Annotated in this window: 22 protein-coding genes; 17 read left to right on the top strand and 5 right to left on the bottom strand. The window is 71.7% G+C overall.

Features of this window, described 5'->3' with window-relative positions; translation table 11 throughout:
* Positions 1-6 precede the first annotated feature (6 nt).
* Positions 7-825, bottom strand: a complete 819-nt coding sequence (locus ACIOC0_RS34065; protein WP_402159618.1) for a hypothetical protein — start codon at positions 823-825, stop codon at positions 7-9.
* Positions 826-909: 84 nt separating this feature from the next.
* Positions 910-1,197: a hypothetical protein gene (locus ACIOC0_RS34060; RefSeq protein ID WP_402159616.1), complete on the bottom strand. Its 288-nt coding sequence runs from the start codon at positions 1,195-1,197 to the stop codon at positions 910-912.
* Positions 1,198-1,526: 329 nt separating this feature from the next.
* Here ACIOC0_RS34060 and ACIOC0_RS34055 point away from each other — a divergent pair, with 329 nt between their 5' ends.
* The 7 genes from ACIOC0_RS34055 to ACIOC0_RS34025 all read left to right on the top strand — a co-directional run bounded on the left by ACIOC0_RS34055 (position 1,527) and on the right by ACIOC0_RS34025 (position 12,410).
* On the top strand, positions 1,527-3,656 hold the full coding sequence (locus ACIOC0_RS34055) for an ABC transporter family substrate-binding protein (protein ID WP_402159614.1): 2,130 nt from the start codon (positions 1,527-1,529) through the stop codon (positions 3,654-3,656).
* 138 nt (positions 3,657-3,794) lie between these two features.
* The gene (gene typA, locus ACIOC0_RS34050) at positions 3,795-5,711 is read left to right on the top strand and encodes a translational GTPase TypA (protein ID WP_402159612.1); all 1,917 of its coding nucleotides are present in this window, start codon (positions 3,795-3,797) and stop codon (positions 5,709-5,711) included.
* Between the two features lie 438 nt (positions 5,712-6,149).
* A complete protein-coding gene (locus ACIOC0_RS34045) occupies positions 6,150-7,196 on the top strand; it encodes an ABC transporter permease (RefSeq protein WP_402159610.1) in 1,047 nt (348 codons plus the stop codon).
* Between the two features lie 101 nt (positions 7,197-7,297).
* Positions 7,298-9,103, top strand: a complete 1,806-nt coding sequence (locus ACIOC0_RS34040; protein WP_356680599.1) for an ABC transporter substrate-binding protein — start codon at positions 7,298-7,300, stop codon at positions 9,101-9,103.
* A gap of 99 nt (positions 9,104-9,202) precedes the next feature.
* Complete coding sequence (locus tag ACIOC0_RS34035; RefSeq protein ID WP_402159607.1) at positions 9,203-10,180, top strand: ABC transporter permease; 978 nt, start codon at positions 9,203-9,205, stop codon at positions 10,178-10,180.
* A 15-nt stretch (positions 10,181-10,195) separates the two neighbouring features.
* Complete coding sequence (locus ACIOC0_RS34030) at positions 10,196-11,257, top strand: ABC transporter ATP-binding protein (protein ID WP_402159605.1); 1,062 nt, start codon at positions 10,196-10,198, stop codon at positions 11,255-11,257.
* A gap of 13 nt (positions 11,258-11,270) precedes the next feature.
* Positions 11,271-12,410, top strand: coding sequence for an ABC transporter ATP-binding protein (locus ACIOC0_RS34025; protein ID WP_402159603.1), 1,140 nt, complete (start codon positions 11,271-11,273; stop codon positions 12,408-12,410).
* A 138-nt stretch (positions 12,411-12,548) separates the two neighbouring features.
* Here the strand turns inward: ACIOC0_RS34025 and ACIOC0_RS34020 are convergent, their stop codons facing one another.
* Complete coding sequence (locus ACIOC0_RS34020; RefSeq protein ID WP_402159601.1) at positions 12,549-14,750, bottom strand: prolyl oligopeptidase family serine peptidase; 2,202 nt, start codon at positions 14,748-14,750, stop codon at positions 12,549-12,551.
* Between the two features lie 176 nt (positions 14,751-14,926).
* On the opposite strand from ACIOC0_RS34020, the gene ACIOC0_RS34015 reads away from it, so the two are divergent.
* The 8 genes from ACIOC0_RS34015 (at position 14,927) to ACIOC0_RS33980 (ending at position 23,142) form a co-directional block, all read left to right on the top strand.
* Entirely contained in the window at positions 14,927-15,121 is a 195-nt protein-coding gene (locus tag ACIOC0_RS34015; protein WP_030783885.1) for a hypothetical protein, read from the top strand.
* A 239-nt stretch (positions 15,122-15,360) separates the two neighbouring features.
* On the top strand, positions 15,361-16,230 hold the full coding sequence (mshB, locus tag ACIOC0_RS34010; protein WP_402159599.1) for an N-acetyl-1-D-myo-inositol-2-amino-2-deoxy-alpha-D-glucopyranoside deacetylase: 870 nt from the start codon (positions 15,361-15,363) through the stop codon (positions 16,228-16,230).
* The gene (locus tag ACIOC0_RS34005; protein WP_402159597.1) at positions 16,230-16,640 is read left to right on the top strand and encodes a DUF6113 family protein; all 411 of its coding nucleotides are present in this window, start codon (positions 16,230-16,232) and stop codon (positions 16,638-16,640) included. Before mshB ends, ACIOC0_RS34005 begins: the two co-directional genes overlap by 1 nt.
* A 154-nt stretch (positions 16,641-16,794) precedes the next feature.
* The gene (locus ACIOC0_RS34000) at positions 16,795-19,347 is read left to right on the top strand and encodes a hypothetical protein (RefSeq protein ID WP_402159595.1); all 2,553 of its coding nucleotides are present in this window, start codon (positions 16,795-16,797) and stop codon (positions 19,345-19,347) included.
* 372 nt (positions 19,348-19,719) lie between these two features.
* Entirely contained in the window at positions 19,720-20,643 is a 924-nt protein-coding gene (locus ACIOC0_RS33995) for an ABC transporter ATP-binding protein (protein WP_402159593.1), read from the top strand.
* Positions 20,640-21,368: an ABC transporter permease gene (locus ACIOC0_RS33990; protein ID WP_402159591.1), complete on the top strand. Its 729-nt coding sequence runs from the start codon at positions 20,640-20,642 to the stop codon at positions 21,366-21,368. Before ACIOC0_RS33995 ends, ACIOC0_RS33990 begins: the two co-directional genes overlap by 4 nt.
* A complete protein-coding gene (locus tag ACIOC0_RS33985) occupies positions 21,365-22,528 on the top strand; it encodes a sensor histidine kinase (RefSeq protein ID WP_402159589.1) in 1,164 nt (387 codons plus the stop codon). Before ACIOC0_RS33990 ends, ACIOC0_RS33985 begins: the two co-directional genes overlap by 4 nt.
* Positions 22,525-23,142 (top strand): response regulator, encoded by a 618-nt coding sequence (locus ACIOC0_RS33980; protein ID WP_402159587.1) that lies wholly within the window; start codon positions 22,525-22,527, stop codon positions 23,140-23,142. Before ACIOC0_RS33985 ends, ACIOC0_RS33980 begins: the two co-directional genes overlap by 4 nt.
* A 91-nt stretch (positions 23,143-23,233) precedes the next feature.
* On the opposite strand, the gene ACIOC0_RS33975 is transcribed toward ACIOC0_RS33980, so the two are convergent.
* Together ACIOC0_RS33975 and ACIOC0_RS33970 are read right to left on the bottom strand one after the other, a co-directional pair.
* Entirely contained in the window at positions 23,234-24,076 is an 843-nt protein-coding gene (locus ACIOC0_RS33975; RefSeq protein WP_352250239.1) for a transglutaminase-like domain-containing protein, read from the bottom strand.
* Positions 24,073-25,077, bottom strand: a complete 1,005-nt coding sequence (locus ACIOC0_RS33970; RefSeq protein WP_402159585.1) for a GNAT family N-acetyltransferase — start codon at positions 25,075-25,077, stop codon at positions 24,073-24,075. Before ACIOC0_RS33970 ends, ACIOC0_RS33975 begins: the two co-directional genes overlap by 4 nt.
* 141 nt (positions 25,078-25,218) lie before the next feature.
* Here ACIOC0_RS33970 and fdxA point away from each other — a divergent pair, with 141 nt between their 5' ends.
* Both fdxA and ACIOC0_RS33960 read left to right on the top strand, forming a co-directional pair.
* Positions 25,219-25,539, top strand: a complete 321-nt coding sequence (gene fdxA / locus ACIOC0_RS33965; RefSeq protein ID WP_130443832.1) for a ferredoxin — start codon at positions 25,219-25,221, stop codon at positions 25,537-25,539.
* Positions 25,540-25,681: 142 nt separating this feature from the next.
* Positions 25,682-26,830: a bifunctional succinyldiaminopimelate transaminase/glutamate-prephenate aminotransferase gene (locus ACIOC0_RS33960; RefSeq protein WP_402159583.1), complete on the top strand. Its 1,149-nt coding sequence runs from the start codon at positions 25,682-25,684 to the stop codon at positions 26,828-26,830.
* Positions 26,831-26,836: the final 6 nt, after the last annotated feature.

Below are 26,836 nucleotides of genomic sequence, written 5' to 3'. Positions count from 1 at the left end.
ACTCGTCTAGAAGAAGCGCGGATCGGCGAAGGCGCCCGAGGCGACCAGGTACACGTAGAAGTCGGCGAGCGCGACGCTGATCAGCGACGCCCAGGCCAGCTGCATGTGGCGGGCGTTCAGCCTCCCCGCCCACTGCCACAGCCGGTAGCGCACGGGATGCCTGGAGAAGTGCTTGAGCTTGCCGCCCACGATGTGCCGGCAGGAGTGGCAGGAGAGCGTGTACGCCCAGATCAGCACGATGTTGACCAAGAAGACGACGGTGCCCAGGCCCATGTGGCCCCACGCGTAGTGCTCGTCGCGGAAGGCGAGCACGGTGTCGTAGGTGAGGATGCCCGCGACGGGGAGCGCCGCGTAGAAGAAGTAGCGGTGGACGTTCTGCAGGATCAGCGGGAAGCGGGTCTCGCCGGTGTACCGGCGGTGCGGTTCGGCGACCGCGCAGGCCGGCGGGGAGGCCCAGAAGCCCCGGTAGTACGCCTTGCGGTAGTAGTAGCAGGTCAGCCGGAAGCCCAGCGGGAAGATCAGGATGATGATCGCGGGCGAGATGCCCCACCAGCTGCCGAAGATCTCCCAGTTCGGGCCCGCGCGCATCGGCTCGCAGCGCTCGGCCAGACAGGGCGAGTAGAACGGCGAGACGTACGGCGCCGCGTAGTAGTGGGCGTCGGAGAACGCCCGCCAGGTCGAGTACACGATGAAGGCGAGCAGCCCGGCGGCGGTGACGGCGGGGGCCAGCCACCAGCGGTCGGTGCGCAGGTGGGGGGCGGTGACGGCGGCGCGCGTGGGGGTGCGCACGCCGCTCGGGGGACGGGGTTCCGTGCCTGTGGCCAACGTAAGGACGCACCTTTCGGGGATCGGTTCGTCTCCGGAGCGCGGCAGCCGGCGTCGGGCGCGCAGCGGCCCGGCCGGGTCGGATCAGGGCGCGTGCCGGCGCGCGCCGAAGCCCTCGTCGTCGGTGTCCACCCACAGGCTGTCGTCGTAGGGGGTGTCGGAGATGGTGACCAGCGGGGGCCTGTCCGCCGCGGCGGGCGACGCGGCCGCCGTGCGCAGCAGGGCGACGCTCTCCCGCAGATGGTCGGCGTCGACGCGGACGCGGCGCATCTCCAGCCCGCTGCTGCCGAGTTGCTGCTCCAGACGGCCCACCGAGCGGGACAGGTCGTCGAGGCAGCGCTGTACCGATGTCAGATCGTCGTGCACGGACATGACGTGACCTCACTTCCGCGGACCCGTGGGCCCTGGACGGCGACGCTCATGCGCCAGCGAGTGTTGCGCGTCACACGGGTGATGTGAAGGCGTGTGCGGCGATTGGCGCATTGTGCGCCTAGCCGCACGCCCGTACGCGCTCTGTGTGCGCCGGGAGCGCGCTTTGCTCCGCACGAGTGGGCTTGCGCCCCCGCGCCGCCGTGTCGCCCCCGGCTGAGGAAGCCTTTCCTCTTCAGTGGGCCGTAGATCTGATCAACTCCAAAATACCGCCGAATGTGAACATAACGCACGCGTGTCACGGGCGGCAGCGGCTCCCGGAGGTACCGGATATGTCCTACGACGGCGTCGGCCCCCGCGCGGTCATGCGCTCGGTCGCCTTCCTCACCGCGGGCGTCCTCGCGGTCACCACGCTGACCGCCTGCGGCTCCGAGGACCCGGCCGGAGAGCCGCTCGCCGCTCAGGACATCGCCGCGGCCGCCCGCTCCCAGGTCGCCGACGGCGGCACACTGCGCTGGGCGGTCGACACCGTGCCGGAGACCTTCAACGCCTTCCAGGCGGACGCCGACGCCACCACCTCCCGGGTCGCCCAGGCCGTCCTGCCGTCGATGTTCCGGCTCGACGCCGACGGCCGGCCGCGGCTGAACACCGACTACCTGGAGTCCGCCGAGGTCGTCGACACCGAGCCCAAGCAGGTCGTCCTCTACCGGCTCGCCCAGCAGGCCGTGTGGAGCGACGGGCGGGAGATCGGCGCCGCCGACTTCGCCGCCCAGTGGCGCGCCCTGTCCGGCAAGGACAGCGCCTACTGGACCGCCCGCAACGCCGGCTACGACCGGATCGAGAAGGTCGAACGCGGCAAGAACGACCTGGAGGTCAGGGTCACCTTCAGCCGCGCCTACGCCGACTGGCGCTCGCTGTTCACCCCGCTCTACCCGAAGGACGTCATGGGCACCCCCGACTCCTTCAACGACGGGGCGCGCGGCAAGCTCAAGGTGACCGCCGGGCCCTTCGGTATCGGGCAGGTGGACCGCCCCGGCGGCCGCATCCTGCTGACCCGCAACCCGCGCTGGTGGGGCGAGCCCGCGAAGCTCTCCGAGATCGCGCTGACGGCCGTGCCGCGCGAGCGGCGCGCCGACGCCCTCGCCGCCGGCTCCGTCGACCTCGCCGAGATCGACCCCGCCGCCGCCCGCCGCGTCGACGAGGCCGCCCGGGGCGCGGCGGGACCGCTGACCACCACCGGCTCCGGACGCACCGCCGCGAAGGCGCCGAACCCCCCGGCACAGGGCGACGCGGCGGACAAGACGCTGGGCGAGTACGAGGTGCGCAAGTCCCTGGAGCCCGCCTATACCCAGCTCGCCCTGAACGGCGCCGACGGCCCGCTCGCCGACGAACGGGTGCGCCGCGCGGTGGCCCGGGCGCTGGACCGGGCGGATCTGGCGAAGGCGGTCCTCGGGCCGCTGGGCCTGCCCGCCGTGCCCGTCGGCAGCCACCTCGCGCTGTCCGGGCAGGAGGCGTACGCCGACGGAAGCGGAGCCCTCGGCGGGCAGGACGCCAAGGAGGCGCGGGCCCTGCTCGCGGACGCCGGCTGGGTGCCGGGCGGCCCGGTGAAGGAGGAGAAGAAGGCCGAGAAGGCGGCCGGGTCCGAGGGCGGCAAGGCCGGCGCGCGCTCCTCGCAGAAGGAGTCCGCGGGCGGCGACGACGGCACGTACATCGTCGGCGAGGACGACAAGGCGGGCCGGGAACAGCAGCAGGGACACCTGCGCGGCACGGCGGCCGGGGAGGAGGGCGGACGGCAGCTCGCCCAGGACGGCAAGCAGTACGTCAACAAGCACGGCGCGCCCGGCGCGTACGCCCCCCGGGGCACGGCCGCCCCGGCCGGCGCGGCGCACGGCGGCCTCGCCAAGGACGGCAAGGCGCTCACCCTGCGGTTCGTGCTGCCGTCCGGGCCGGGCTCGGCGCCCCTGCACACCGTCGCCGGGCGGATCGTGTCCATGCTGGAGAAGGTCGGCATCCGGATCGAGGTCACCAAGGTCGCCGACGAGAGCTACTTCAAGGACCACATCGCCTCCGGCCAGTACGACCTCGCCCTGTACTCCTGGCCGGCCTCGGCGTTCCCGGCCACCGACGCCCGGCCGATCTACGCCAAGCCGGTCCCGGCCGCCGACGGGTCGCTCACCGTCGAGCAGAACTACACCCGGGTCGGCACCGACCAGGTGGACCAGCTGTTCGACCAGGCGGTCTCCACCCTGGACGAGGAGGAGCGGCGGTCCCTGATCCGCAAGGCCGACGCCCGGATCTGGGCGGCCGCCGGATCGATTCCCCTCTACCAGCGCCCCCAGCTCACGGCGGTGCGCAAGAACCTCGCCAACGCCGGAGCGTTCGGTTTCCAGACCCCCGTCTACGAGGACATGGGCTTCCTGAAGAAGGGCGCCGCGGGTCCGGCGAACCCGTCGGCGAAGTGACCCCCGTGGCCCTGCGGAGAACGCCCCCCGCCGGGCCACGTACCATGGGGTGAGGCCGTGGCATGTCAAGCCCGGCAGGGCCCGCGTAACACAGACGTACGTGCAGGCCTTCCTCACACTCCGGGAGAACGCCGCTTTATGGCCGTGTCCGCAACACGTCACGACATCCGCAACGTAGCCATCGTCGCCCACGTCGACCACGGCAAGACGACCATCGTCGACGGCATGCTGAAGCAGGCCGGGGCCTTCGCCGCCCACCAGCTCGACTCCGTCGACGACCGCATGATGGACTCGAACGACCTGGAGCGTGAGAAGGGCATCACGATCCTCGCCAAGAACACGGCGGTGAAGTACCACCCCAAGGCCGGCGGGGACCCGATCACGATCAACATCATCGACACCCCCGGCCACGCCGACTTCGGCGGCGAGGTCGAGCGCGGCCTGTCGATGGTCGACGGCGTCGTCCTCCTCGTCGACGCCTCGGAGGGTCCGCTGCCGCAGACCCGCTTCGTGCTGCGCAAGGCGCTGCAGGCCCGGCTGCCGATCATCCTGTGCATCAACAAGACGGACCGTCCGGACGCCCGGATCGACGAGGTCGTCAATGAGACGTACGACCTCTTCCTCGACCTGGACGCGGACGAGGAGCAGATCGAGTTCCCGATCGTCTACGCCTGCGGCCGTGACGGCATCGCCTCGCTGACCAAGCCCGCCGACGGCACCGTCCCGGAGGACTCCACCAGCCTGGAGCCGTTCTTCTCGACGATCCTCCAGCACATCCCCGCCCCCACCTACGAGGAGGGGGCCCCGCTCCAGGCGCACGTCACCAACCTGGACGCCGACAACTTCCTCGGCCGTATCGCGCTGCTGCGCGTCCACCAGGGCGAGCTGAAGAAGGGGCAGACCGTCGCCTGGATGAAGCGCGACGGCTCCGTCACCAACGTGCGCATCTCCGAGCTGATGATGACCGAGGCGCTCACCCGCAAGCCGGCCGAGAAGGCGGGCCCCGGTGACATCTGCGCCGTGGCCGGCATCCCCGACATCATGATCGGCGAGACGCTGGCGGACCCGGAGAACCCGGTTCCGCTGCCCCTGATCACGGTGGACGAGCCCGCGATCTCCATGGTCATCGGCACCAACACCTCCCCGCTGGTCGGCCGTGGCGGCACCGGCAAGGGCGCGGACGCCAAGGCGGCCGTCAAGGACCGCAAGGTCACCGCCCGCCAGGTCAAGGACCGCCTCGACCGTGAGCTGATCGGTAACGTCAGCCTCCGCGTCCTGGACACCGAGCGCCCGGACGCCTGGGAGGTGCAGGGCCGCGGTGAGCTGGCGCTGGCCATCCTGGTCGAGCAGATGCGCCGCGAGGGCTTCGAGCTGACCATCGGCAAGCCGCAGGTCGTCACCAAGGAGGTCGACGGCAAGGTCTACGAGCCGGTCGAGCGCATGACGGTCGACGTGCCCGAGGAGCACATGGGCGCCGTCACGCAGCTCATGGGCGTCCGCAAGGGCCGGATGGACAACATGTCCAACCACGGCTCGGGCTGGGTCCGCATGGAGTTCGTCGTGCCGTCCCGGGGCCTGATCGGCTTCCGCACCGAGTTCCTCACCCAGACCCGCGGCACCGGCATCGGCCACTCCATCCACGAGGGCCACGAGCCCTGGTTCGGCACGCTGCAGACCCGTAACAACGGCTCCCTGGTCGCCGACCGCTCCGGCGCCGTCACCGCCTTCGCGATGACGAACCTCCAGGAGCGGGGCGTGCTGTTCGTGGAGCCCGGCACCGAGGTGTACGAGGGCATGATCGTCGGCGAGAACTCCCGCGCCGACGACATGGACGTCAACATCACCAAGGAGAAGAAGCTCACCAACATGCGGTCCTCGACGGCCGACGTGGCGGAGTCGATCGTCCCGCCGCGCAAGCTGTCGCTGGAGCAGTCGCTGGAGTTCTGCCGCGACGACGAGTGCGTCGAGGTGACCCCCGAGGCGGTTCGCATCCGCAAGGTCAACCTGGACGCACGCGAGCGCGCCCGCGCCGCGAGCCGCGCCAAGCACGGCTGACGCCTGACGGCGCCCCGGCGGGCGCCCTCTGCGCATCCCTCGTCGCCCGGCCCGCCCTGTCCGGCGGGCCGGGCTTCAGGCATGTCTTTGGGCAGCCGGCCGGCGGGTCGCCCTCAGGGGTGGGCGACGGCGTGTCCGGGTGACGGACCGTCACCCGGTCGGCGCAGTCCGGATACCGGTGAATCAGCGATCGCGTTTCGGACATGTAAACCGAAACCTGTCAGTTAATGTCCGTTTTGACGGTTGTTCATCTTGGCTGTCAAGCGCGCTCAGGTGTCGGTCTGCGCAATTTTTCCTCAAAATATCGGCGGTAGGGAGATCCCTATGTCTTCCGCCCTTGACGCGCGTTGAACACTTTGGCGAAAGTTCCCCCAAACCACAGAACCTGCCGGTTTCTGTGCTGCGCTCAACTCTCAACCCCCCGGGGGAAGAACAAACATGACCAGTCCAGCCAAGGCTGAGGGCACCGGGCCGTCGATCGCCTTGGAGCCCGAGCTCGAGCCGAACCCCGTTCCCGCCAAGGACGAGAAGAAGCTCGAGGGCCGTTCTCCTGGCCAGTTGATGTGGCAGCGCTTCAAGCGTGACCGTACCGGTGTCATCTGCGCGTGGGTAGTGATTATCTACTTCGTCATCGCGCTGGCGGCGCCGCTGCTGGTCAAGCTGAGCGGGACCGACCCGTACACGCTGTACGGCCAGGACCCGACCTACGCGGACAAGCCCGTCCTGGACGAGTTCGGGCTGCCTCTGGGGTGGTTCGGGGGGATTTCGGGGGACCACTGGTTCGGTGTGGAGCCGCAGTTCGGCCGTGACGTGTTCGCCATGCTGGTCTACGGCATGCGCACCTCGCTGTTCATGGCGCTCGGGGTGACCACCCTGCTGATGACGACGGGCATCGTCATCGGCCTGATCGGCGGCTACTTCGGTGGCCGTACCGACTACTGGATCGGCCGGGTCACGGACTTCTTCCTGTCCTTCCCGCAGCAGCTGTTCTTCATCGCCTTCATGCCCGTGGTGACCTCGTTCTTCGTGGACCCGCGGGAGGAGACGCCCACCTACTTCCGGGCGCTGGCGATGCTGATCGTGCTCTGGCTGCTGGGTTGGATGAGCATGGCCCGACTGGTCCGCTCCACCGTGCTGTCCCTGCGGGAGCGCGAGTTCGTGGAGGCGGCGAAGGTCTCCGGGGCCTCGCCCGGCCGGATCGTCCGCAAGGAGATCCTGCCCAACGTGGTGACGCCGATCCTGGTGCAGTTCACGTACCAGCTGCCCAGCACCATCCTCACCATCGCCTTCCTGTCCTTCGCGGGCGTCGGCTTCGTCGAGCCGACTCCCGACTGGGGCCGTCTGTTCGCGGCCGGCTCCAGCTACGCGCAGCAGGACCCCGCCTTCATCTTCTTCCCGGGCGTGGCGCTGGTGATCTTCGTCCTGGCCTTCAACCTCCTCGGAGACTCGGTGCGGGACGCCTTCGACCCCAAGTCCGGGCGGTAACCGTCCATTGGTGGGGGGTGACTGCCGCCCCCGCGTCGGCCTACCAGCCGCGTCAGGCAGTACTCATGGATAACAACCGACAGGTAGGTGTTTTCGCCATCATGAAGCCGTTCACCTCACGCAGGGCGCGTGCCGTCGTGGTCGCCATCGCGGCCGGCTCGCTGGCGCTCACGGGCTGCTCCGAGAACAAGGGCAGCAAGTCCAGCGGCGACTCCAAGAAGGACCAGGCGGAAGCCGCGACCCAGTCGAAGCCGGTCACGTACAGCGACGCGGCGGGCTCCACCGGTCCCGCCAAGGAGATCCCCGGCGCCAAGAGCGGCGGCACGGTCACGGTCTACCAGGAGGCGGGCCTCTCCCACCTCGACCCGAGCCAGATCTACGTCTCGGACGCCGGTCAGGTCGCCAACCTGCTCTTCCGCCGCCTGACCCAGTTCCAGGAGGACGACAAGGGCAACGTCTCGGTCGCCGGCGACATCGCCACCGACTCGGGCAAGTCCTCCGACGGCGGCAAGACCTGGACCTTCACGCTGAAGGACGGCGTCAAGGACGCCAACGGCAACGTGATCACCTCCGCCGACGTCCGCCACACCGTCGAGCGCCAGTTCGCGAAGTTCATCTTCGACGGCCCGCCCTACCTGCAGACGTGGCTCGCGGGCAAGAAGTACGAGGCTGACTACCGCAAGCTCCTGCCGGGCGGCGGCTTCGACGGCAAGCACCTGCCGGCCACCGTGCTGGACACCCCGGACGCGAAGACGGTGATCTTCCACTTCGACACCGCCCGCCCCGACCTGCCGCAGACGCTGGCCATGGCCGGCTACGGCATCGTCCCGGCGAAGACGGACACGAAGGAGAAGTACGACAAGGCCCCGGTCGCCACGGGCCCGTACAAGATCGCTTCGTACAAGGCCGGCAAGTCCCTGGTGCTCGTCAAGAACACCAACTGGGACCCGAAGACCGACTCCGTGCGCCACCAGTACCCGGACGGCTTCAACTTCCAGTTCGGCGTCACCGAGGCCACCCAGACCCAGCGTCTGATCGCCGACCAGGGCGGCGACAAGAACGCCATCCAGCTCACCGGCGCGGTCGAGGCCACCCAGATCCAGAAGGTCATCGGCACCCCGTCGGTCAACTCCCGCACGGTGAAGGGCTACCAGCCCTACGTCATGCAGCTGAGCTTCAACCTGGACCGGGTCAAGAACAAGGCGGTCCGCGAGGCCGTCACCTACGCGGTGAACTCCAAGTCGCTCATCGCCGGTGAGGGCGGTGTCTACGGCGGTGACGTGGCCCCGAACTACTTCGCCCCGACCCTGCCGGGCTACGAGCCCAAGTACGACCCGTACGGCCGTCTGAAGACCCCCCAGGGCAACGTGGCCAAGGCCAAGGAGCTCCTGAAGGACATCCCGGCCGCCGAGAAGAAGCTCGTCTTCGCCTACTCCAACAGCTCGGCCGGCCAGAAGCGCAAGGTCGCCATCGAGGACGCGCTGACCAAGGCGGGCTTCGAGGTCGTCTCCAAGGAGGTCGACTCCGCGAGCTACTACGAGCAGATCGGCAAGGTCAACAACCCGTACGACATCTACATCACGGGTTGGGGCCAGGACTGGCCGTCGGCCGGCACCGTGATCACGCCGATCTACGACCCGAGCCTGGTCTCCGACGGTTCGCCGAACTACTCGCACACCAAGGACCCGAAGGTCAAGGCCCTCATCCAGAAGGCGCTGACCCAGGAGCCGGTCGAGGCCGCGAAGACCTGGAAGGAGGCCCAGCACTACCTGCTGGAGACCGTCCTGCCGTCCGCTCCGCTGTGGTACACGAAGCAGTTCCAGCTCTCCGGCTCCAACGTCGGCGGAACCCGCTACGGCTCGGTGTCCAGCCTGCTGGACATCAACCGCATCTTCCTGAAGTCGTAACTCTCTACGGCTGATCGGCGGGGGCGCGCACCAGGCGGAGCGCGCCCCCGCACCTCCGTGAAACCTCCCACCGTCTCCGCAGAGAGCAGCCTCCCCGCCATGTTTCAGTTCATCATCCGGCGCACGGTCGGTGCCGTCGTCACTCTGTTCCTCATCGGCGCCGCCACGTTCTTCCTGTTCGTCGCCGCGCCCTCCGACTACGCGTCCCTGGCCTGTGGCAAGGACTGCTCTCCGCAGCGACTCGAGGACATCCGTACGGCTCTCGGCCTGAACCTGCCGCTGCACACGCAGTTCTGGGACTTCATGTCCGGCATCGTGATGGGCCGTGACTTCCCGACCGGACACTGCAACGCGCCCTGCCTCGGCATGTCGTTCTACTCCGGCGACCCGGTCTGGTCCACCATCATGGACCGCTTCCCGACCACCCTGACCCTCACCGTGGGCGGCGCGGTCGTCTTCCTCGTCGTCGGTGTCGGCGCGGGCATGGTCGCCGCGTACAAGCGCGGCTCGTTCGTCGACAAGATCGCCACCGGCGGGTCGATGGTGCTCAGCTCGTTCCAGATCTACTTCCTCGGCCCGATCGTCCTGATCATCTTCGTCTACAGCACGGGCTGGATGGAGAACTCCCAGTACCGTCCGATCACCGAGGACCCGTTCGGCTGGTTCACGGGGATGCTGCTGCCCACGCTGGTGATGGCCACCATCTTCACCGCCCAGTACACCCGTATGGCGCGCTCGTCGATGATCGAGCAGCTCGCCGAGGAGCACGTGCGCACCGCCCGCGCCAAGGGCATGCCCCGCAAGTACGTGTTCTTCCGCTACGCCTGGCGCGGCTCCCTCATCCCGATCGTCACCGTTCTCGGTATGGACATCAGCGGCATGCTGGGCGGCGCCGTGGTCACCGAGATCACCTTCTCCCTCCAGGGGATCGGCCGCCTCGCCGTCGACGGCGCGCAGACCAAGGACCTGCCGCTGACCATGGGCGTCATGCTGTTCGGTGCCTTCTTCATCCTGATCTTCAACATCCTCACCGACATCGCGTACGCCTACATCGACCCGCGCGTCCGGCTCTCCTAGGAAGAACGAACCACCGTGACCACACTGACCAAGACCGAGGACGCCCCGGCCCCCACCGGCCCGGAGAGCTTTCTGTCGGTGCGTGATCTGAAGGTGCGGTTCTCCACCGAGGACGGCATCGTCAAGGCGGTCGACGGCCTCTCCTTCGACGTCGAACGCGGCAAGACCCTGGGCATCGTCGGCGAGTCCGGCTCCGGCAAGTCCGTCACCAACCTGACGATCCTGGGCCTGCACAACTCCCGCACCACCACCGTCGACGGCGAGATCGTCCTCGACGGCCAGGAGCTCGTCACCGCCTCCGAGAAGGAGCTGGAGCGGCTCCGCGGCAACAAGATGGCGATGATCTTCCAGGACCCGCTGACCGCGCTCTCCCCGTACTACACGGTGGGCCGGCAGCTGTCCGAGCCGTTCATCAAGCACACCGGCGCCTCCAAGAAGGAGGCGAAGGACCGGGCCGTCCAGATGCTGGAGAAGGTCGGCATCCCGCAGCCCAAGGCGCGCTTCGACGACTACCCCCACCAGTTCTCAGGCGGTATGCGCCAGCGCGCGATGATCGCCATGGCGCTGATGTGCGACCCGCAGCTGCTGATCGCCGACGAGCCCACCACCGCGCTGGACGTGACCGTGCAGGCCCAGATCCTGGACCTGCTCAAGGACCTCCAGCAGGAGTTCGGCTCCGCGATCATCTTCATCACCCACGACCTCGGCGTGATCTCCAACATGGCCGACGACCTGCTGGTGATGTACGCCGGCCGGGCCGTGGAGCGCGGCACGGTGCGCGAGGTCATGAGCGCGCCCCGCCACCCCTACACCTGGGGTCTGCTCAGCTCGATGCCGCGACTGGACAGCGACGTGGACGAGGCGCTCGTGCCGATCCCCGGCTCGCCGCCCTCGCTGCTCAACCCGCCCACCGGCTGCCCCTTCCATCCGCGGTGCGCCTTCAAGGACGAGGTGTCGGGCACCCTGTGCACCGACAGCCGTCCGCCGCTGGCCGAGGGCCGGGCGTCCGCCTGTCATCTGACGGCCGAGCAGAAGCAGGCCATCTTCATCGACAAGATCCAGCCCCGGCTGCGCTAGGGAGAACCGAGACATGAGCGACAACCTCACCCTCCCCACGCCGCAGGACTCAGCCGGCACCACCGCGTCCGAGCCGCTGCTGACGGTCGAGGGCCTCACCAAGCACTTCCCCATCTACGGCGGCTTCCCGATCAAGCGCAAGGTCGGCGCGGTCCAGGCCGTCGACGGCGTCGACCTGACGGTCGGCGTGGGCGAGAGCGTCGGCCTCGTCGGCGAGTCCGGCTGCGGCAAGTCGACCACGGGCCGGCTCATCACCCGGCTCCTGGACCCGACCGGCGGAAAGATCACCTACGCCGGTCAGGACATCACCAAGGCCTCGCGCAGGCAGCTGGCGCCGGTGCGGTCCGAGATCCAGATGATCTTCCAGGACCCGTACTCCTCGCTGAACCCGCGGCAGACCGTCGGCTCCATCATCAAGTCGCCGATGGAGGTCAACGGGATCGAGCCCGAGGGCGGCCGGGAGAAGAAGGTCCGGGAGCTGCTGGAGCTGGTCGGCCTCAACCCCGAGCACTACAACCGCTTCCCGCACGAGTTCTCCGGCGGTCAGCGCCAGCGCATCGGCGTGGCCCGCGCGCTCTCCCTGAACCCGAAGCTGATCGTGGCGGACGAGCCGGTCTCCGCGCTGGACGTCTCCATCCAGGCCCAGGTGGTCAACCTGCTCAAGCAGGTGCAGGAGGAGCTGGGCATCGCCTTCCTCTTCATCGCCCACGACCTGGCCGTCGTCCGGCACTTCTCGCAGCGCGTCGCGGTCATGTACCTCGGTAAGGTAGTCGAGGTCGGCGACCGCGACTCCATCTACAACCGCCCGCGCCACCCGTACACGCACGCGCTGCTGTCGGCGGTGCCGGAGGTGGAGCTGGACGGGGAGGACAGCCGGGAGCGGATCCGCCTCGCCGGTGACGTCCCCTCGCCGATCCACCCGCCGTCCGGCTGCCGGTTCCGCACCCGGTGCTGGAAGGCGCAGGACAAGTGCGCGACCGAGGAGCCGCCGCTGGTGCAGCTCTCCGGCAACCGTGAGAGCCATCTGACGGCCTGCCACTTCCCGGAGGACCCGACCACCGGGGCCCGTGCCGAGGACGTCGTCCTGGACCCGGCGCTGAAGGCCCTGGAGGCCGGGGCGGCCGCGGAGCCGGGCAGCGCCGCGAAGGAGTGACCCACGGGCGCAGCGCAGTGTGTTTGCGCTGCAACTGCGTTAACAAGCAGGCAACTTGACTGACGTCGTCCCGATATACGGACGCGTCAGGCTGAACGGCGTACGGCCGTGCGGGTGCCGTAAGCGGGCCGGGGAGCATCATGCGCCCCGGCCCGCCGCCGTGCTCTGGGAGAGGCCCAGCGAGCGCTTGAGGAAGTCCACCTGGAGCAGGAGCAGGTTCTCGGCGACCTGCTCCTGCGGGGTCATGTGGGTGACCCCCGACAGCGGGAGCACCTCGTGCGGGCGGCCGGCGGCCAGCAGGGCCGAGGACAGCCGCAGGGCGTGCGCGACGACCACGTTGTCGTCGGCGAGGCCGTGCACGATCATCAGCGGGCGGTGCGGCTCGGCGGGCGAGGAGAGCCCCTCGTCGGTCACCAGGGAGTTCTCGGCGTACGTCCGCGCCGCCGTGGCCGGGTCGCCGAGGTACCGCTCGGTGTAGTGGGTGTCGTACAGCCGCCAGTCGGTGACCGGCGCGCCCGCGATGCCCGCGTGGAAGACGTCGGGGCGGCGCAGCACCGCCAGGCCGGCCAGCCAGCCGCCGAAGGACCAGCCGCGGATCGCCACCCGGGACAGGTCCAGCGGGTACCGCTTCGCGAGGTCCTGGAGCGCCTCGATCTGGTCGTCGAGGGCGACGGTGAAGTCCTGGTGGATCGCCTTCTCCCAGCCCGGGGAGCGGCCGGGCGTGCCGCGCCCGTCCGCGACGACCACCGCGAAGCCCTGGTCGGCGAACCACTGCGAGGTCAGGTGCGCGTTGTGCGCGGCGAGCACCCGGGGGCCGTGCGGGCCGCCGTAGGGGTCCAGGAGGACGGGGAGCGGGGGAGCGGAGGCGGGCGAGACGTCACCGGGGTAGTCCGTGGGCATAACCACGGCGCACGGGATGCGCCGTGCGCCCCCCTCGGTGAGGAACACGCGGGGGGACAGGCCGGGATCCTCCGCGAACGACCGGATCGTGACGCCCGAACCCGCGCCCGAGACCGCCTGCGCCCCCCTTTCCCTCCGGCCGCCCTCGCGCAGCACCCGCGCCTGACTTCCCGGCCGGTCGAGGGTCGCCGACACCAGCACGGTCACGCCCCCGGCGCGCACCGCCGAGTGCACACCCGGTTCCCTCGAAAGGCGCTCGACGCCCAGTTCGTTGACGCGATAGACGTGCACCTCGCCGGTCTCCGGGTGTTCCGCGGCCTCCCCGGCCGAAGCCGCCACCAGCACGTCCTCGGCCGTCACGTCCAGCACCGCTCGCACATGCAACTGCGCCCCCGTCAGCGGCCGCCCGCCCACCGAGAGCACCCGCGCGCCGCCCTCGTCGGCGATCCGCACCAGATGCCCGGAGGGGCTCCAGCACGGCACCCCGGGAAAAAGATCCAGCCAAATCGGATCTTCGTCGGCATGCACCATACGGGTGGCCCCGGAGTCGGGGTCCACCGCCAGGAACAGCTGACTGCGCTGGTCGCGCGCCTGTACGAGCAGCAGCGGCGCACCCGCCGCTGACCAGTGCACTCGCGCCAGGTACGGATAGCGCGCCCGGTCCCAGCGGACCTCCGTGCGCACCCCGTCGAGGCCGAGGACGAACAGCCGTACCTCCGCGTTGGCCGTACCGGCAGCCGGATACGGCACGTGGTGTGGGTCACGTTTCGGCTGCGCCGGATCCGAGATCCACCACCGCTCCACCGGCGCGTCGTCGACCCTCGCCACCAGCAGTCGGTCCGACTCGGGAGCCCACCAGAAACCCCGCGAACGCCCCATCTCCTCGGCCGCGATGAACTCGGCCAATCCATAGGAAACCGACTCCGACTCCGGCTCGGCCAACGCCCGGTCGCCCTCACCCTCGGCGCCCACCACCCGCAGCGAGCCCCCCGCGACGTACGCCACGAGCCGGCCGTCCGGCGAGGGACGGGGGTCGATCACCGGCCCGGCGACCGGCAGTTCACGCGCAGTACCGGCCCGCAGCTCAGCGGTGAACAGCCGCCCTGACAAGGCGAAAGACGCCAACTCCACGGCGTCGTCCGTGGCGTAGGCGACGATCCCCGCCCCACCCTCGCGGCTGCGCTCACGCCGTGCCCGCTCCTGCGGGGAGAGGTCCTCCGAGGCCCCGCCCAGCAGGGCGCGCGGATCCGCCGCCACGCGTTCCCCGGCGTCAACGGGGTCGAGCACCCACAGCGCGTTCGCCCGGTCCGTGCCGGAGGCCGAGCGGAGGAACAGGACACGGGAGCCGTCGGGGGCCACCGTGAAAGACCGCGGCGCGCCGAGCGTGAACCGCTGGGTGCGGGCGTGCCGTCGGGGAAAGGAGTCGGACTCGGTCGTCATGCCCTGACCATATTGGCCATGCGCCCCCTTGTGCGGCTGTGCGCCGAGAGATGCGCGCGCACCCGAAGTTATGATCACTGGCGCTACGTGGGTATGAACCTGCTGGCAGTTGTATGGATTTACAAGTTCCCTAGCCCTGTTCCCCCACGTACCCGGGTTCTTGGAGGTGAGCCGCCGTGGCACTCTCGATTTCGGCGGTGGTGCTGCTGGCGATCATCGTCTTCTTGTTGATCAAGAAGTCAGGCCTGAAGGGCGGTCACGCGGTTGTCTGCATCCTGCTCGGCTTCTACCTCGCCTCCTCGACGATGGCGGGGACGATCAACGACCTGACGACGAGCGTGGCCAGCATGATCGGCAGCATCAAGTTCTGACACGCGCGCTGAGCCCTGAGCGCCGGTGGACAGTTGACCGGAGCTCACTCCCGACCGCCGTGTGTACCGCGTCTTCCCCGGATCCGGGTCCATAAGCCACCCGGATCCGGGAGAGGCGGCCCCGACGAGTGCGGCAGCCGTCCGTCTGGCCCGAGGCCGACGCCTGAGCCGTCGGCCGGCGGGCTGACCGGGGGTGGGGAGGTGGCCTGGTGGCGGGGGTCGCCTCGTAGGGTTGGGGCATGACCGAACTGCCCGCGCGGCGTCTGCTGCTCGTCCACGCGCATCCCGACGACGAGTCGATCAACAACGGGGCCACCATGGCCCGGTACGCGGCCGAGGGCGCGCACGTGACCCTGGTCACCTGCACGCTCGGCGAGCGCGGCGAGGTCATCCCGCCCGGGCTGCGGCATCTCGCGGGCGCCGCCCTGGGCGCGCACCGGCGGCGTGAGCTCGCCGACGCCGCTGCCGCCCTCGGCGTCACCGACGTCCGGCTGCTCGGCGGCACCGGCCGCTACGCCGACTCCGGGATGATGGGCCTGCCCGACAACGACGACCCCGCCTGCTTCTGGCAGGCCGACGTCGACGCCGCCGCCGCGGCCCTCGCCGAGGTGGTCCTCGACGTGCGCCCCCAGGTCGTCGTCAGCTACGACGACGAGGGCGGCTACGGCCACCCCGACCACATCCAGGCCCACCGCGTCGCCATGCGGGCCGTCGAGCTGGCCGGGGACGCCGGCTGGAGCGTCCCCAAGGTCTACTGGAACCGCGTCCCGCGCACCGTCGCGGAGGCCGCCTTCGAGCGCCTCCGCGAGCGGCTGCCCGGCCTGCCCTTCGCCAAGAGCGCCGCCGTCTCCGACGTGCCCGGCGTGGTCGACGACGCGCTGGTCACCACCGAGATCGACGGCACCGCCCACGCCGCCGCCAAGGCCGCCGCGATGCGCGCGCACGCCACCCAGATCGAGGTCGCCCCCGACGACAGCTCCTTCGTCCTCTCCAACGAACTCGCACAACCCCTCTTCACCACCGAGTACTACCAACTCGTGCGTGGGGAGCGGGCGCAGGGCGCCGGCCGGGAGGACGACCTGTTCGCCGGCGTCGAGGCGGAGGCGTGATGACGTACCACGGCTCCCCGCTCGCCCAGCCCTTCGAGCGCCCCTCCGCCGGACGCGTCGCCGTCTGCCTCGGCCTCTTGCTGCTCGGCGCGGTCACCGGCCTGGCCGGGGCCCTCGTCCAGGCCGGCTGGTTCCCCGGCGGGCTGCTGCTCGCGCTCGTCGGCGCGGCCGGCCTCTTCGTCGGCGGGGCCCGCGCCCTCGGCGGCCGCGCTGGGGCCGTCGCGCCCGCCGCGGGCTGGATGATCTCCGTCGTGCTGCTCACCTCGGGCCGGCCCGAGGGGGACTTCCTCTTCGCCGCGGGAAGCGGCTCCTATCTGTTCCTGCTCGGCGGCATGGCCCTCGCTGTGATCTGCGCCACCCTTGTCCCGGGGCGGCAACCGGTCGGCGACGACGCCCGACTTGGCAAGTGACGTACCACTTCTCCCCGGTGTGACGGTGGGAGACCCGTGGGGGTTTCCCCGGCGGTCGTGGGATACAGGCCAGAAGTGGCCAGTATGGTGGTGCGCGCCGCCGAGCCGCCCGTGAGGTTGTGGCGGGCGGCGGAGCCAACCTGGAGAACCTGCCTTGAGTCGTGAAACTGACAGTCCGTCCTCCGGGCCCAACGGGCGCGGCGGAGCCGCATACCCGTCGGGCACCCCGCCGTACGGCACCCCCGTGGTGTCCGACGGCGGTGCGGACGCGGGCCGTTCGGCCGCGCAGCCGGAGGAACGCAAGACCGAGACCACGCTGACGACGCGGATCCGCATCAACATCCCCGGATCCCGGCCCATTCCGCCGGTCGTCGTGCGCAAGCCCGTCGCGGACGCGGAGGGCAAGGGCGGCGGCAGCGGCGCCGACGCGCAGGCCGCCCGCTCCGCCAGGGGCGGCACGGGCGCCGCTGCCACGCCGACCGGTGCGCCCGGCGGCGGGAGTTCGGCCGGGGCCACCGCCTCCGCCGGCGCCGTCGAGGCGTCCGCCGAGCAGCCGCCCGGCGCGGAGGAGAAGCAGAGCGACTGGTTCGCGCCGCGCAAGTCCGGCGGCGGCAAGGGCGGTCCGGGCTCGGGCTCCAGCAACGGGGCGGGTCTGCCGGGTGGTTCGGCGGCGGGCATGGGTCCCGGTCCCGCCGGCCCGGCCGACGGCGGTGCGCGCCCGGGCGGTTCGGGCGCGGCTGCGCCCGGCGGCCGCCCCGGTGCGGGTGCGGGACGCCCCGGCGGTGTGGTCGGCTCCATGAGCGTGCCTGGCGGCGCGCGTTCGGGCGGCACGAACGGCGCCGGCATGCCCGGCGCCCGCTCCGGTGGGACCAACGGCGCCGGACTCCCCGGCGCCACCGGCGGTCCCGTCGCGCCGGGGCACGGCGGCGGCACCGGCTCCTTCGACGTCACCGAGGCGCTCGCCGCGGGCCCGCTGGGCGGCGGCGCGCGACCCGCGCAGGGCGGCGGCCCCGAGACGCGCCGCGACGACCTGCCGTACTTCTCCGACAACGACGGCGCGCGCAACGGCCAGGGCGTTCCCGACGCCCCCGGCGGCGGTCCCGGCGGGTCCGGTGGTCGCGCCGGCCTCGGCGGCCCCGGCGATCCCCACGACTTCAACGGGCCGGACAACCCCCGCGGCCTCGGCGGCCCGCAGCACCCGTCAGGCCCGACCGGCGGTCCGGTCACCGGCGCCGGCCCCGCCGTGCCGCCGGTGCACGGCGGAGCGCCCGGCGCGCACGCAGGCTCCCTGGGCGCGCCGCAGGCCCCTCACGCGCCCGGTGCGCCCGCAGGTCAGGGCCGCCCCCGCGGCGGTCAGGGCAACCCCGCGGGCCCGGGCGGCCCCGGCCGTCCCGCGGGACCCGGAGCCCCTGCCGGTCCCGGCCGCCCCGGTGCGCCCGCGGCCGGTGGCGCTCCCGCGGGCCGGTACCCCGGCGGCGGGCTCAGCGACGACACAGCGATCCTCACCCCGCAGAAGCCGGCCCCCGAGCCGGGCGCGGGCGGCGGCTACCCCCGTCACGACAACGTCTCCTCGGACACCGTCACCAGCGGTATCCCCGTCGTGCCCTCCGCAGGGCAGCAGCCGGGCCCCGGCGACCGGTTCGCGCCGGCCGGCCCCGGTGACGGGCCGCTGCCCAACACCCCGCCGACGGGGTCCGAGCCGGCCGGCCAGAACGCGTCGGCGGGCGGCTCCAAGAAGAACCAGAAGGCCGCCAAGCCCAAGAAGAAGGGCCGCAGCAAGCTGGTCCTGGTCGGCGGTCTGCTCGTCGTCGGCGCGGCCGGCGCCTACGGCGCGGGTCTGCTGATGAACCACTCCGACGTGCCCAAGGGCACCACCGTGCTCGGAGTCGAGATCGGCGGGGGCACCCGTGACGACGCCGTCAAGAAGCTCGGCAAGGCCTTCGACGGCCGGGTGAACAAGGCGCTGAAGCTGTCCATGGACGGCTCCGACGTCACCCTCAAGCCGGAACAGGCGGGCCTGCAGTTCGACATGCAGGCCACGGTCGACGCGGCCGCCGGGAGCGACTACAACCCGGTCTCCGTGATCGGCTCGCTGTTCGGTCAGCACCGCGTCGTCGACCCCGTCATGCCGGTCGACGAGGAGAAGCTCCAGGCCGCCCTGAAGAGCGCCGCGGGCGGTGCCGGATCGTCCAGCGACGGCACCATCAAGTTCGAGTCCGGCAAGGCCGTCGCCGTCTACGGCAAGGCGGGCAAGGGCATCGACGCGGCGAAGGCCGGCACGGCCGTCGCCGACGCCTACCGCGCCCAGGTGGAGAGCGGCACCGCGACCCCGGTGAAGGTCCCCACGACCACCCGCCGGCCGACGGTGTCCGACGCCGAGGTCGACCGGATGATGAAGGAGTTCGCCACACCGGCGATGTCGGGCAAGGTCACCGTCCAGACCGACGCGGCGCACTCCGTCCCGCTGAGCCCGAAGAACTCGTTGTGGAAGTTCCTCGGCGTCAAGGCGGTCAACGGCAAGCTCGTCGAGTACTACGACAAGGCCGCCCTCAAGGAGCTGTACGGCAGCGCCTTCGACGGCGTCCTGATCACCCGCGGCACCGGCCAGAAGACGCCCGTCACCGTCGAGGACGTCATCAACGCGCTGCGCCCGGCCCTCAAGAGCGAGACGAACCGGGTCGGAGTCATCGACACCGACCCGAGCTGACCCGCGCTTCCCCACAGGGGCGTCCGGCACAACCACCGGGCGCCCCTGTACATGTCCCGGCGCCTCAGCGCACGTCCCGGCACCCCGCCGTCCTCAGCCCCGGCACGGGGCCGGCCGTCCTCAGCCCCGGCACGGGGCCGGCCGGTCTCCGCCACGCCTCGCGGTCCGGCAGGTCTCCGCCCCGCCCGGCGGCTCAGCCGCCTTCGGGTCGCCCCGGCGTGTCGGCCGCCCTCCGCGGGTGCCCGGCCGGCCTCCGCGTACCCGGCGCCCACACCCCGCGCGACTCTCCCGTAGTGCCCATGACATCTGTCATGCGGCAGTCCGGACGCCCGACACTGCCGTCGGAGACATCCCGCGGGCCACCATCGACGCATGACGACGACGACACCGGTGGTCGAGTTCGACCAGGTGCACAAGGGGTTCGGGGACGTGCGGGCGGTGGACGGGCTCAGCCTCGCCCTGCACCCGGGGGAGACCGTGGCGCTGCTGGGGCCCAACGGCGCGGGCAAGTCGACCACGCTCGATCTGCTCCTCGGCCTCAAGAACGCCGACAGCGGCACGGTCCGCGTGTTCGGCGCGAGCCCGCGGGAGGCGATCGTCGCCGGGCGGGTGGGCGCGATGCTGCAGAGCGGCGGTCTGATGGACGAGGTCACCGTCGCCGAACTGGTGACGCTCGCCTGCCGGCTGCACCCGAAGCCCTACCGCCCCGACGAGGTGATGGCCCGCGCGGGCATCACCAAGATCGCCGCCCAGAAGGTCGACAAGCTCTCCGGCGGCCAGGCCCAGAGGGTCCGCTTCGCCCTGGCCACCGCAGGGGACAGCGACCTGATCGTCCTGGACGAGCCCACCACCGGCATGGACGTCACCGCCCGCCGGGCGTTCTGGGCCACCATGCGCGAACAGGCCGACCAGGGCCGCACGGTCCTCTTCGCCACCCACTACCTGGAAGAGGCCGACGCGATGGCCGACCGCGTCCTGGTCCTGCGCCGCGGCCGCCTCCTCGCCGACGGCACCGCCGCCGAGATCAAGGCCAAGGCCGGAGCCCGGCGGATCGCCTTCGACCTCGCGGACGACGCGATCGGCGAGGCCACCGAGAGCGCCCTGCGCGGCCTGCCCTTCCTCACCACGCTGGACGTCTCCGGCCACACCGTCCGCATCCAGTCCACCGACGCCGACGCCACCGTCCACGCCCTCTACGCCCTCGGCCTCTACCCCCGCAACCTCGAAGTCGCCGGCCTCGGCCTGGAGCAGGCCTTCGTCGCCCTCACCGCCGCCGAGGAGGCGCACACGTCATGAACGGCCTCATCAAGCTCGAACTCACCCGCGCCCTGCGCAACCGCAAGTTCCTGTTCTTCTCGGTGATCTACCCCTCGGTCCTCTTCCTGCTCATCGCCGGCAGCGCCGACAGCACGACGAAGATCGACGGCACCGGGCTGACCCTCCCGACCTACATGATGGTCTCCATGGCCTCCTTCGGCGCCCTCACCGCCGTCCTGATGGGCAACAGCGAGCGCATCGCCAAGGAACGGGAGAACGGCTGGGTACGGCAGCTGCGGCTGACCTCACTGCCCGGCCGGGGCTTCGTCCTCGCCAAGACCGCGAGCGCCGCCGTCGTCAGCCTGCCGTCCGTCGTCGTCGTCTTCGTCGCCGCCGCGGCCGTGAAGCACGTACGCCTGGAGGCCTGGCAGTGGCTGGTCCTGACCGCCGCGATCTGGGCCGGAAGCCTCGTCTTCGCCGCGCTCGGCGTCGCCCTCGGGTACCTGGCGAGCGGGGACGCGGTCCGCCCGATCACGATGATCACCTACTTCGGCCTGTCGATCCTCGGCGGTCTGTGGATGCCCACGGCCACCTTCCCGGAGTGGCTCCAGCAGATCTCGAAGTGGGTCCCCACGCACGCGTACGCTGCCCTCGGACAGAACCAGGCACCGCACGCCGAGGACATCGCCGTCCTGGCCGTCTGCTTCGCCCTGTTCACCGGCGCCGCGGCCTGGCTGTACCGGAAGGACACGCTGAAGGCGTGAGCGGCATACGCATCGGGCAGCGCCCGCAGAACAACCGGCAGAGATACGTCAAGCTGCTCTGGATCAGCATCTGGCTGGCGTATCTCGGCGCACCCGTCAGCGACCTGCTGCACGGCGGGCACAGCACCGTGGCCCGCGGCCTCGGCTGGATCGGGCTGGTCGCCTTCGTCGCCTGGTACCTGGCCCTGGTCTTCCGCACCGGGCGGGGTGAGCGCAACGGCGCGGTGCTCGCCTCGCTGGCGGTCCTGGCGACCGAGTCGACCGTCCTCGCCCTCTGTCTGGGCCGTGAATGGCTCGTGCTCTTCGTGTACGTGGGGATCTCCTCCGGCGCCGCCCTGCCGCTGCGCCTGTCCCGCTGGACCGTCCCGGCCGTGTCCGCCCTGCTGACCGGGGTCGCCTTCGTCGTCCCCGGCGGCAGCGACTATCTGACGGGGCTGCTCTTCCCGGCCCTCCTCGGCGGCTTCTCGATGACCGGCGTACGCGAACTCATCCGTACGACCGTGGAGTTGCGCGAGGCACGTGCCACCGTCGCCCAACTCGCCGCCAACGAGGAGCGGTTGCGGCTCGCCCGTGACCTGCACGACCTGCTCGGACACTCGCTGTCGCTGATCACGCTGAAGAGCGAACTCGCGGGCCGTATGCTCCCCGATCACCCCGACCGGGCGGCCCAGCAGATCGCCGACATCGAACAGGTCAGCCGGCAGGCCCTCGTCGACGTCCGCGAGGCCGTCACCGGATACCGACGGCGCCGGCTGCCCGCCGAACTGGCCGGGGCCAAGGTCGCGTTGGCCGCCGCCGGAGTCACCGCCGACCTCCCCGACGAACCCGACCTGTCCGGCGTGCCCGAGGAGAGCGAGGCGGCCCTCGCCTGGGCCCTGCGCGAGGCCGTCACCAACGTCGTACGGCACAGCGGGGCCCGGCGCTGCACGGTCGACCTCGCCCGGCGGCAGACCCTGGACGGCGCGGTCATCGAGCTCAGCGTCGAGGACGACGGCTCGGGCGGCCCGGGGGGAAGCCCCGGCAACGGGCTGACCGGCCTCTGCGAACGCCTGGAGAAGGCCGGCGGCTCCCTGGAGGCGGGCGGCGCCCGGCACGGCTTCCGCCTGGTCGCCCGCGCCCCGGCGGGCGCTCCGGCCGCCGACGTAGGATCCCGCGCATGACGACCCGAACGATCAAGGTCCTGCTCGCAGAGGACCAGTCCATGGTCCGCGAGGCGCTCGCCGCCCTGCTCGGCCTGGAGGACGACATCGAGGTGGTCGCCCAGGTGGCCCGCGGCGACGAGGTGCTGGCGGCCGCCCGGGAGCACGGCGTCGACGTGGCCCTCCTCGACATCGAGATGCCCGGCGCGACCGGCATCGAGGCGGCGGCCGAGCTGCACGCGGCCCTGCCGGGCGTGAAGCTGGTCGTCCTCACCACCTTCGGCCGCCCCGGCTACCTGCGCAGCGCGATGGAGGCCGGCGCCGACGCCTTCCTGGTCAAGGACGCCCCCGCCGCCCAGCTCGCCGAGGCGATCCGCAAGGTCCTCTCGGGGGACAGGGTCATCGACCCCACGCTCGCCGCGGCGGCCCTCGCCGACGGCGCCAACCCGCTGACCGACCGCGAACGCGAGGTGCTGCGCGCGGCGGCCGACGGCTCCACCAACGCGGAACTCGCGGCGGCCCTCCACCTGTCCCAGGGCACGGTCCGCAACTACCTCTCCACCGCCATCCAGAAACTGACGGCCCGCAACCGGGCCGAAGCGGTGCGCATAGCGAGGGAGAAGGGCTGGCTGTGACCCCGCCGCGGACAGCCGGGGCGGCGACCGCCTACCGGTGCCCCGGCAGGCGACGTTCCCCCCCGTCGCCCGAACGTTGGCTGCCGCGGCGCTAGTTCAGCATCGACCGGGCCGCGTGGGCCTCCCGTCGCACCCGGTCGGCGGTGCCCTCGTCCACCACCTCCACCAGCCCCGCGTACTCCTCCATCTCCACCGCACCGGCGACGAACTCCCCGCGCTGCACCAGCAGTTGCCCCCGCTCGTAGCGCAACCGGGCCGGATGCGAGGGCAGCAGCAGCGCCAGCTCCACCGCCCACAGCGCCACATCCGAGCGCTCCGGCCGCGCCGACGCCCACGCCCGCACGTTGTTGAGGATCCGCGCGACCACGTCCACCGGCTCCGCCGGCCGCAGCATCTCCGGGTCCGGCGGAGCCCCCGTCGCACCCGTCACCAGCAGCTCCGCGTCCCGCCCGGACAGCAGCCGGCCCCCGTCGAACGGGTCGACGAGCACCTGCCGTCCCGGATCGTCCCGCGGCCCGAACCCGACCACGAAGTGCCCCGGCAGAGCGACCCCGTACACCGGCGCGCCCGCCCGCCGGGCCACCTCGATCCACACCACCGACAGCAGGATCGGCAGCCCCCTGCGCCGCTGCAGCACCCGGTGCAGCAGGGACGACTCCAGCCGCTGGTAGTCCGCCGCCGAACCGCGGAACCCCTGCCGCTCACCGAGCAACTCCCGCACCGCCACCGCCCACGACCGGGGACCGCCCGGCCGGAACGGCACCTGGCCCGCCAGCCGGTCCAGCTCGACCTGCGCGACGTCCATCCCGGCCTCGTCCAGCGCCCCGTCCGCCTCCGCGCCCACCAGCAGGCACAGCAGCGACAGATCGGGCCGCTCGGACCGCGCCTCCTCGGCGAACCGCCGCCGCACCTCGCTGAACTCCGGCCCCGTCACGGCGCACCCGCCGCAGGCTGCCGGTAGTGGTGGTAGGCGTGGTGCGCCCCGAAGCCCAGCCCCGCGTACAGCGACCGCGCGCCCGCGTTGTCGTCCTCGACCTGCAGCCAGGCCGCCGAGGCGCCCTCCTCCAGCGCCCGCCCGGCCAGCGCGGCCATCACCCGCGTCCCGAGCCCCTGCCGCCGGCGCGCCGGATCGACCTCCACCGCCGCGAACCCGGCCCACCGCCCGTCCACGACCAACCGGCCGACGGCGGCGGGGACGCCCGCCTCGCCGGGCACGGACGCGAACCACACCGACGGTCCCGAGCCCAGCACCTTCAACGCCACCTCGCTCACCCCCTTGCGCCCGTACCGCGCGAGCCACGCCTCGTCGGCCTCTCGGGCGAGCACCACACCCTCAGCGTCCGCCCGGTCCGCGACCGGCGCCAGCGCTCCGATCCACAGCTCGGCGCTCACCTCGCGCACCCACCCGCGCCGCTCCAGCTCCGCGCACAGCAGCTCCTGCGTGCCCTCGGCCCCGGTCGCGGTCTGCACATAGGCGGGCAGCCCTCGGGTGCCGTACCAGTGCCGTACGGCGTCCAGCGCCTCGTCGAGGGGGAGTCCCGGGTCGCCGAGGGGGAGCACGGAGTTGGCGCGGCGGGTGAACCCGGCGGCGGCCCGCAGCTCCCAGCCGCCCAGCCGCTCGCTCTCCAGCGGCCGCCACGCCCGGGACGCCGCCCGCGCCAGCTCCTCGTAGGAGGCGGCCGGCCCCCGGCGGCGGGCGGGAGCGGCCGGCACGACCTTCCCCGCGACCAGCGAGGACGCGGGGATGCGGACGCTCTCACCGCCCTTGCGTGTGATCACCAGCACATCGTCGTCCCATGATGTGAGAACACCGACCGTGTCGGTGAATTTCCCCTGTGTCACCCCGGGTTCGCCAAGGCGGCGCACGGAGACGCGTTTGCCCACGTCAGCAGCGGTGATTCGGACCTCGAGGCGTCCGGCGGCCGAGATTTCCACGGGTCGACTCCCCCCTCCTGTTCGGATCATTGCCAGGAACGGAGATACTAGGGGCGGGCATCGACGACGCCGCGCTCCCGCGCGCCAGGCGGCGGAGCCTGAGAGAGGCCCGCCAGCGCCCTATCGAGGAGGAACGACAGCGTGACCTACGTCATCGCGCAGCCTTGTGTCGACGTGAAGGACAAGGCGTGCATCGAGGAGTGCCCGGTCGACTGCATCTACGAGGGCCAGCGGTCCTTGTACATCCACCCGGACGAATGCGTCGACTGTGGCGCCTGTGAACCGGTCTGCCCGGTCGAGGCCATCTTCTACGAGGACGACACTCCCGAGGAGTGGAAGGACTACTACAAGGCGAACGTCGAGTTCTTCGACGAGCTCGGCTCGCCGGGCGGCGCCAGCAAGCTGGGGCTGATCGAGCGCGACCACCCCTTCATCGCCGCGCTGCCGCCGCAGGCCGGGTAAGGGGCCCTCGGACCCCTGAGGCGCACGAGCGCCCCGTACCGCTCCGTGCCGCCTCGGCCCCGTACGGCCCGATCACGGCCGTGCGGGGCCGATCCGTCCGCCGTACGGGGCCGTCGCATCCGACGAAAGCGAGCCAGTGACCGTGTCCGCAGTCTCCGACCCCCCACCCGTCACGCGCCACCGCCCTTCCACGGAGTCGCTGCGCGACCGTCTCCCCGACTTTCCGTGGGACAAGCTGGAGCCGTACAAGAAGACGGCCGCCGCCCACCCCGACGGCATCGTCGACCTGTCGGTCGGCACGCCGGTGGACCCGGTCCCCGCCCTGATCCAGAAGGCCCTGGTCGACGCGGCGGACTCCCCGGGCTACCCCACCGTCTGGGGCACCCCGGCGCTGCGGGACGCGATCACCGGCTGGGTGGAGCGCAGGCTCGGCGCCCGCGAGGTCACCCACCGGCACGTGCTGCCGATCGTCGGCTCCAAGGAACTCGTCGCCTGGCTCCCCACCCAGCTGGGCCTCGGCCCCGGCGACCGGGTCGCCTTCCCCCGCCTGGCCTACCCGACCTACGAGGTCGGCGCCCGTCTGGCCCGCGCCGGACACGAGGTCTACGACGACCCGACCGAGCTGGACCCGGAAGGGCTGAAGCTCCTCTGGCTGAACTCGCCGTCGAACCCCACCGGCAAGGTCCTCGGCAAGGCCGAGCTGACCCGGATCGTCGCCTGGGCCCGCGAGCACGGCGTCCTGGTCTTCTCCGACGAGTGCTACCTCGAACTGGGCTGGGAGGCCGACCCCGTCTCCGTCCTCCACCCGGACGTCAACGGCGGCTCCTACGACGGGATCGTCGCGGTCCACTCCCTGTCCAAGCGGTCGAACCTCGCGGGCTACCGCGCCGCCTTCCTGGCCGGCGACCCGGCGGTCCTCGCGCCGCTGCTGGAGATCCGCAAGCACGGCGGCATGATGACGTCGGCGCCCACACAGGCGGCGGTCGTGGCCGCCCTCTCCGACGACGTCCACGTCCACGAGCAGCGCGAGCGCTACGCCGCCCGCCGCGCCGCCCTGCGCGCCGCCCTGCTCGACCACGGCTTCCGCATCGAGCACAGCGAGGCCAGCCTCTACCTGTGGGCCACCCGCGACGAGTCCTGCTGGGCCACCGTCGCCCACCTGGCCGACCTGGGCATCCTGGTGGCCCCCGGCGACTTCTACGGCACGGCGGGCGCCCACCACGTACGGGTGGCCCTGACCGCCTCGGACGAGCGGGTGACGGCGGCGGTGGCCCGCCTGACCCGGCGCTGACGCCGG

The sequence above is a fragment of the Streptomyces sp. NPDC088254 genome (assembly GCF_044740925.1).
Taxonomy (GTDB): Bacteria; Actinomycetota; Actinomycetes; order Streptomycetales; family Streptomycetaceae; genus Streptomyces.
Note: the sequence above shows the minus strand (reverse complement) of the source record. Positions and strands in the feature narration are given on the sequence as shown.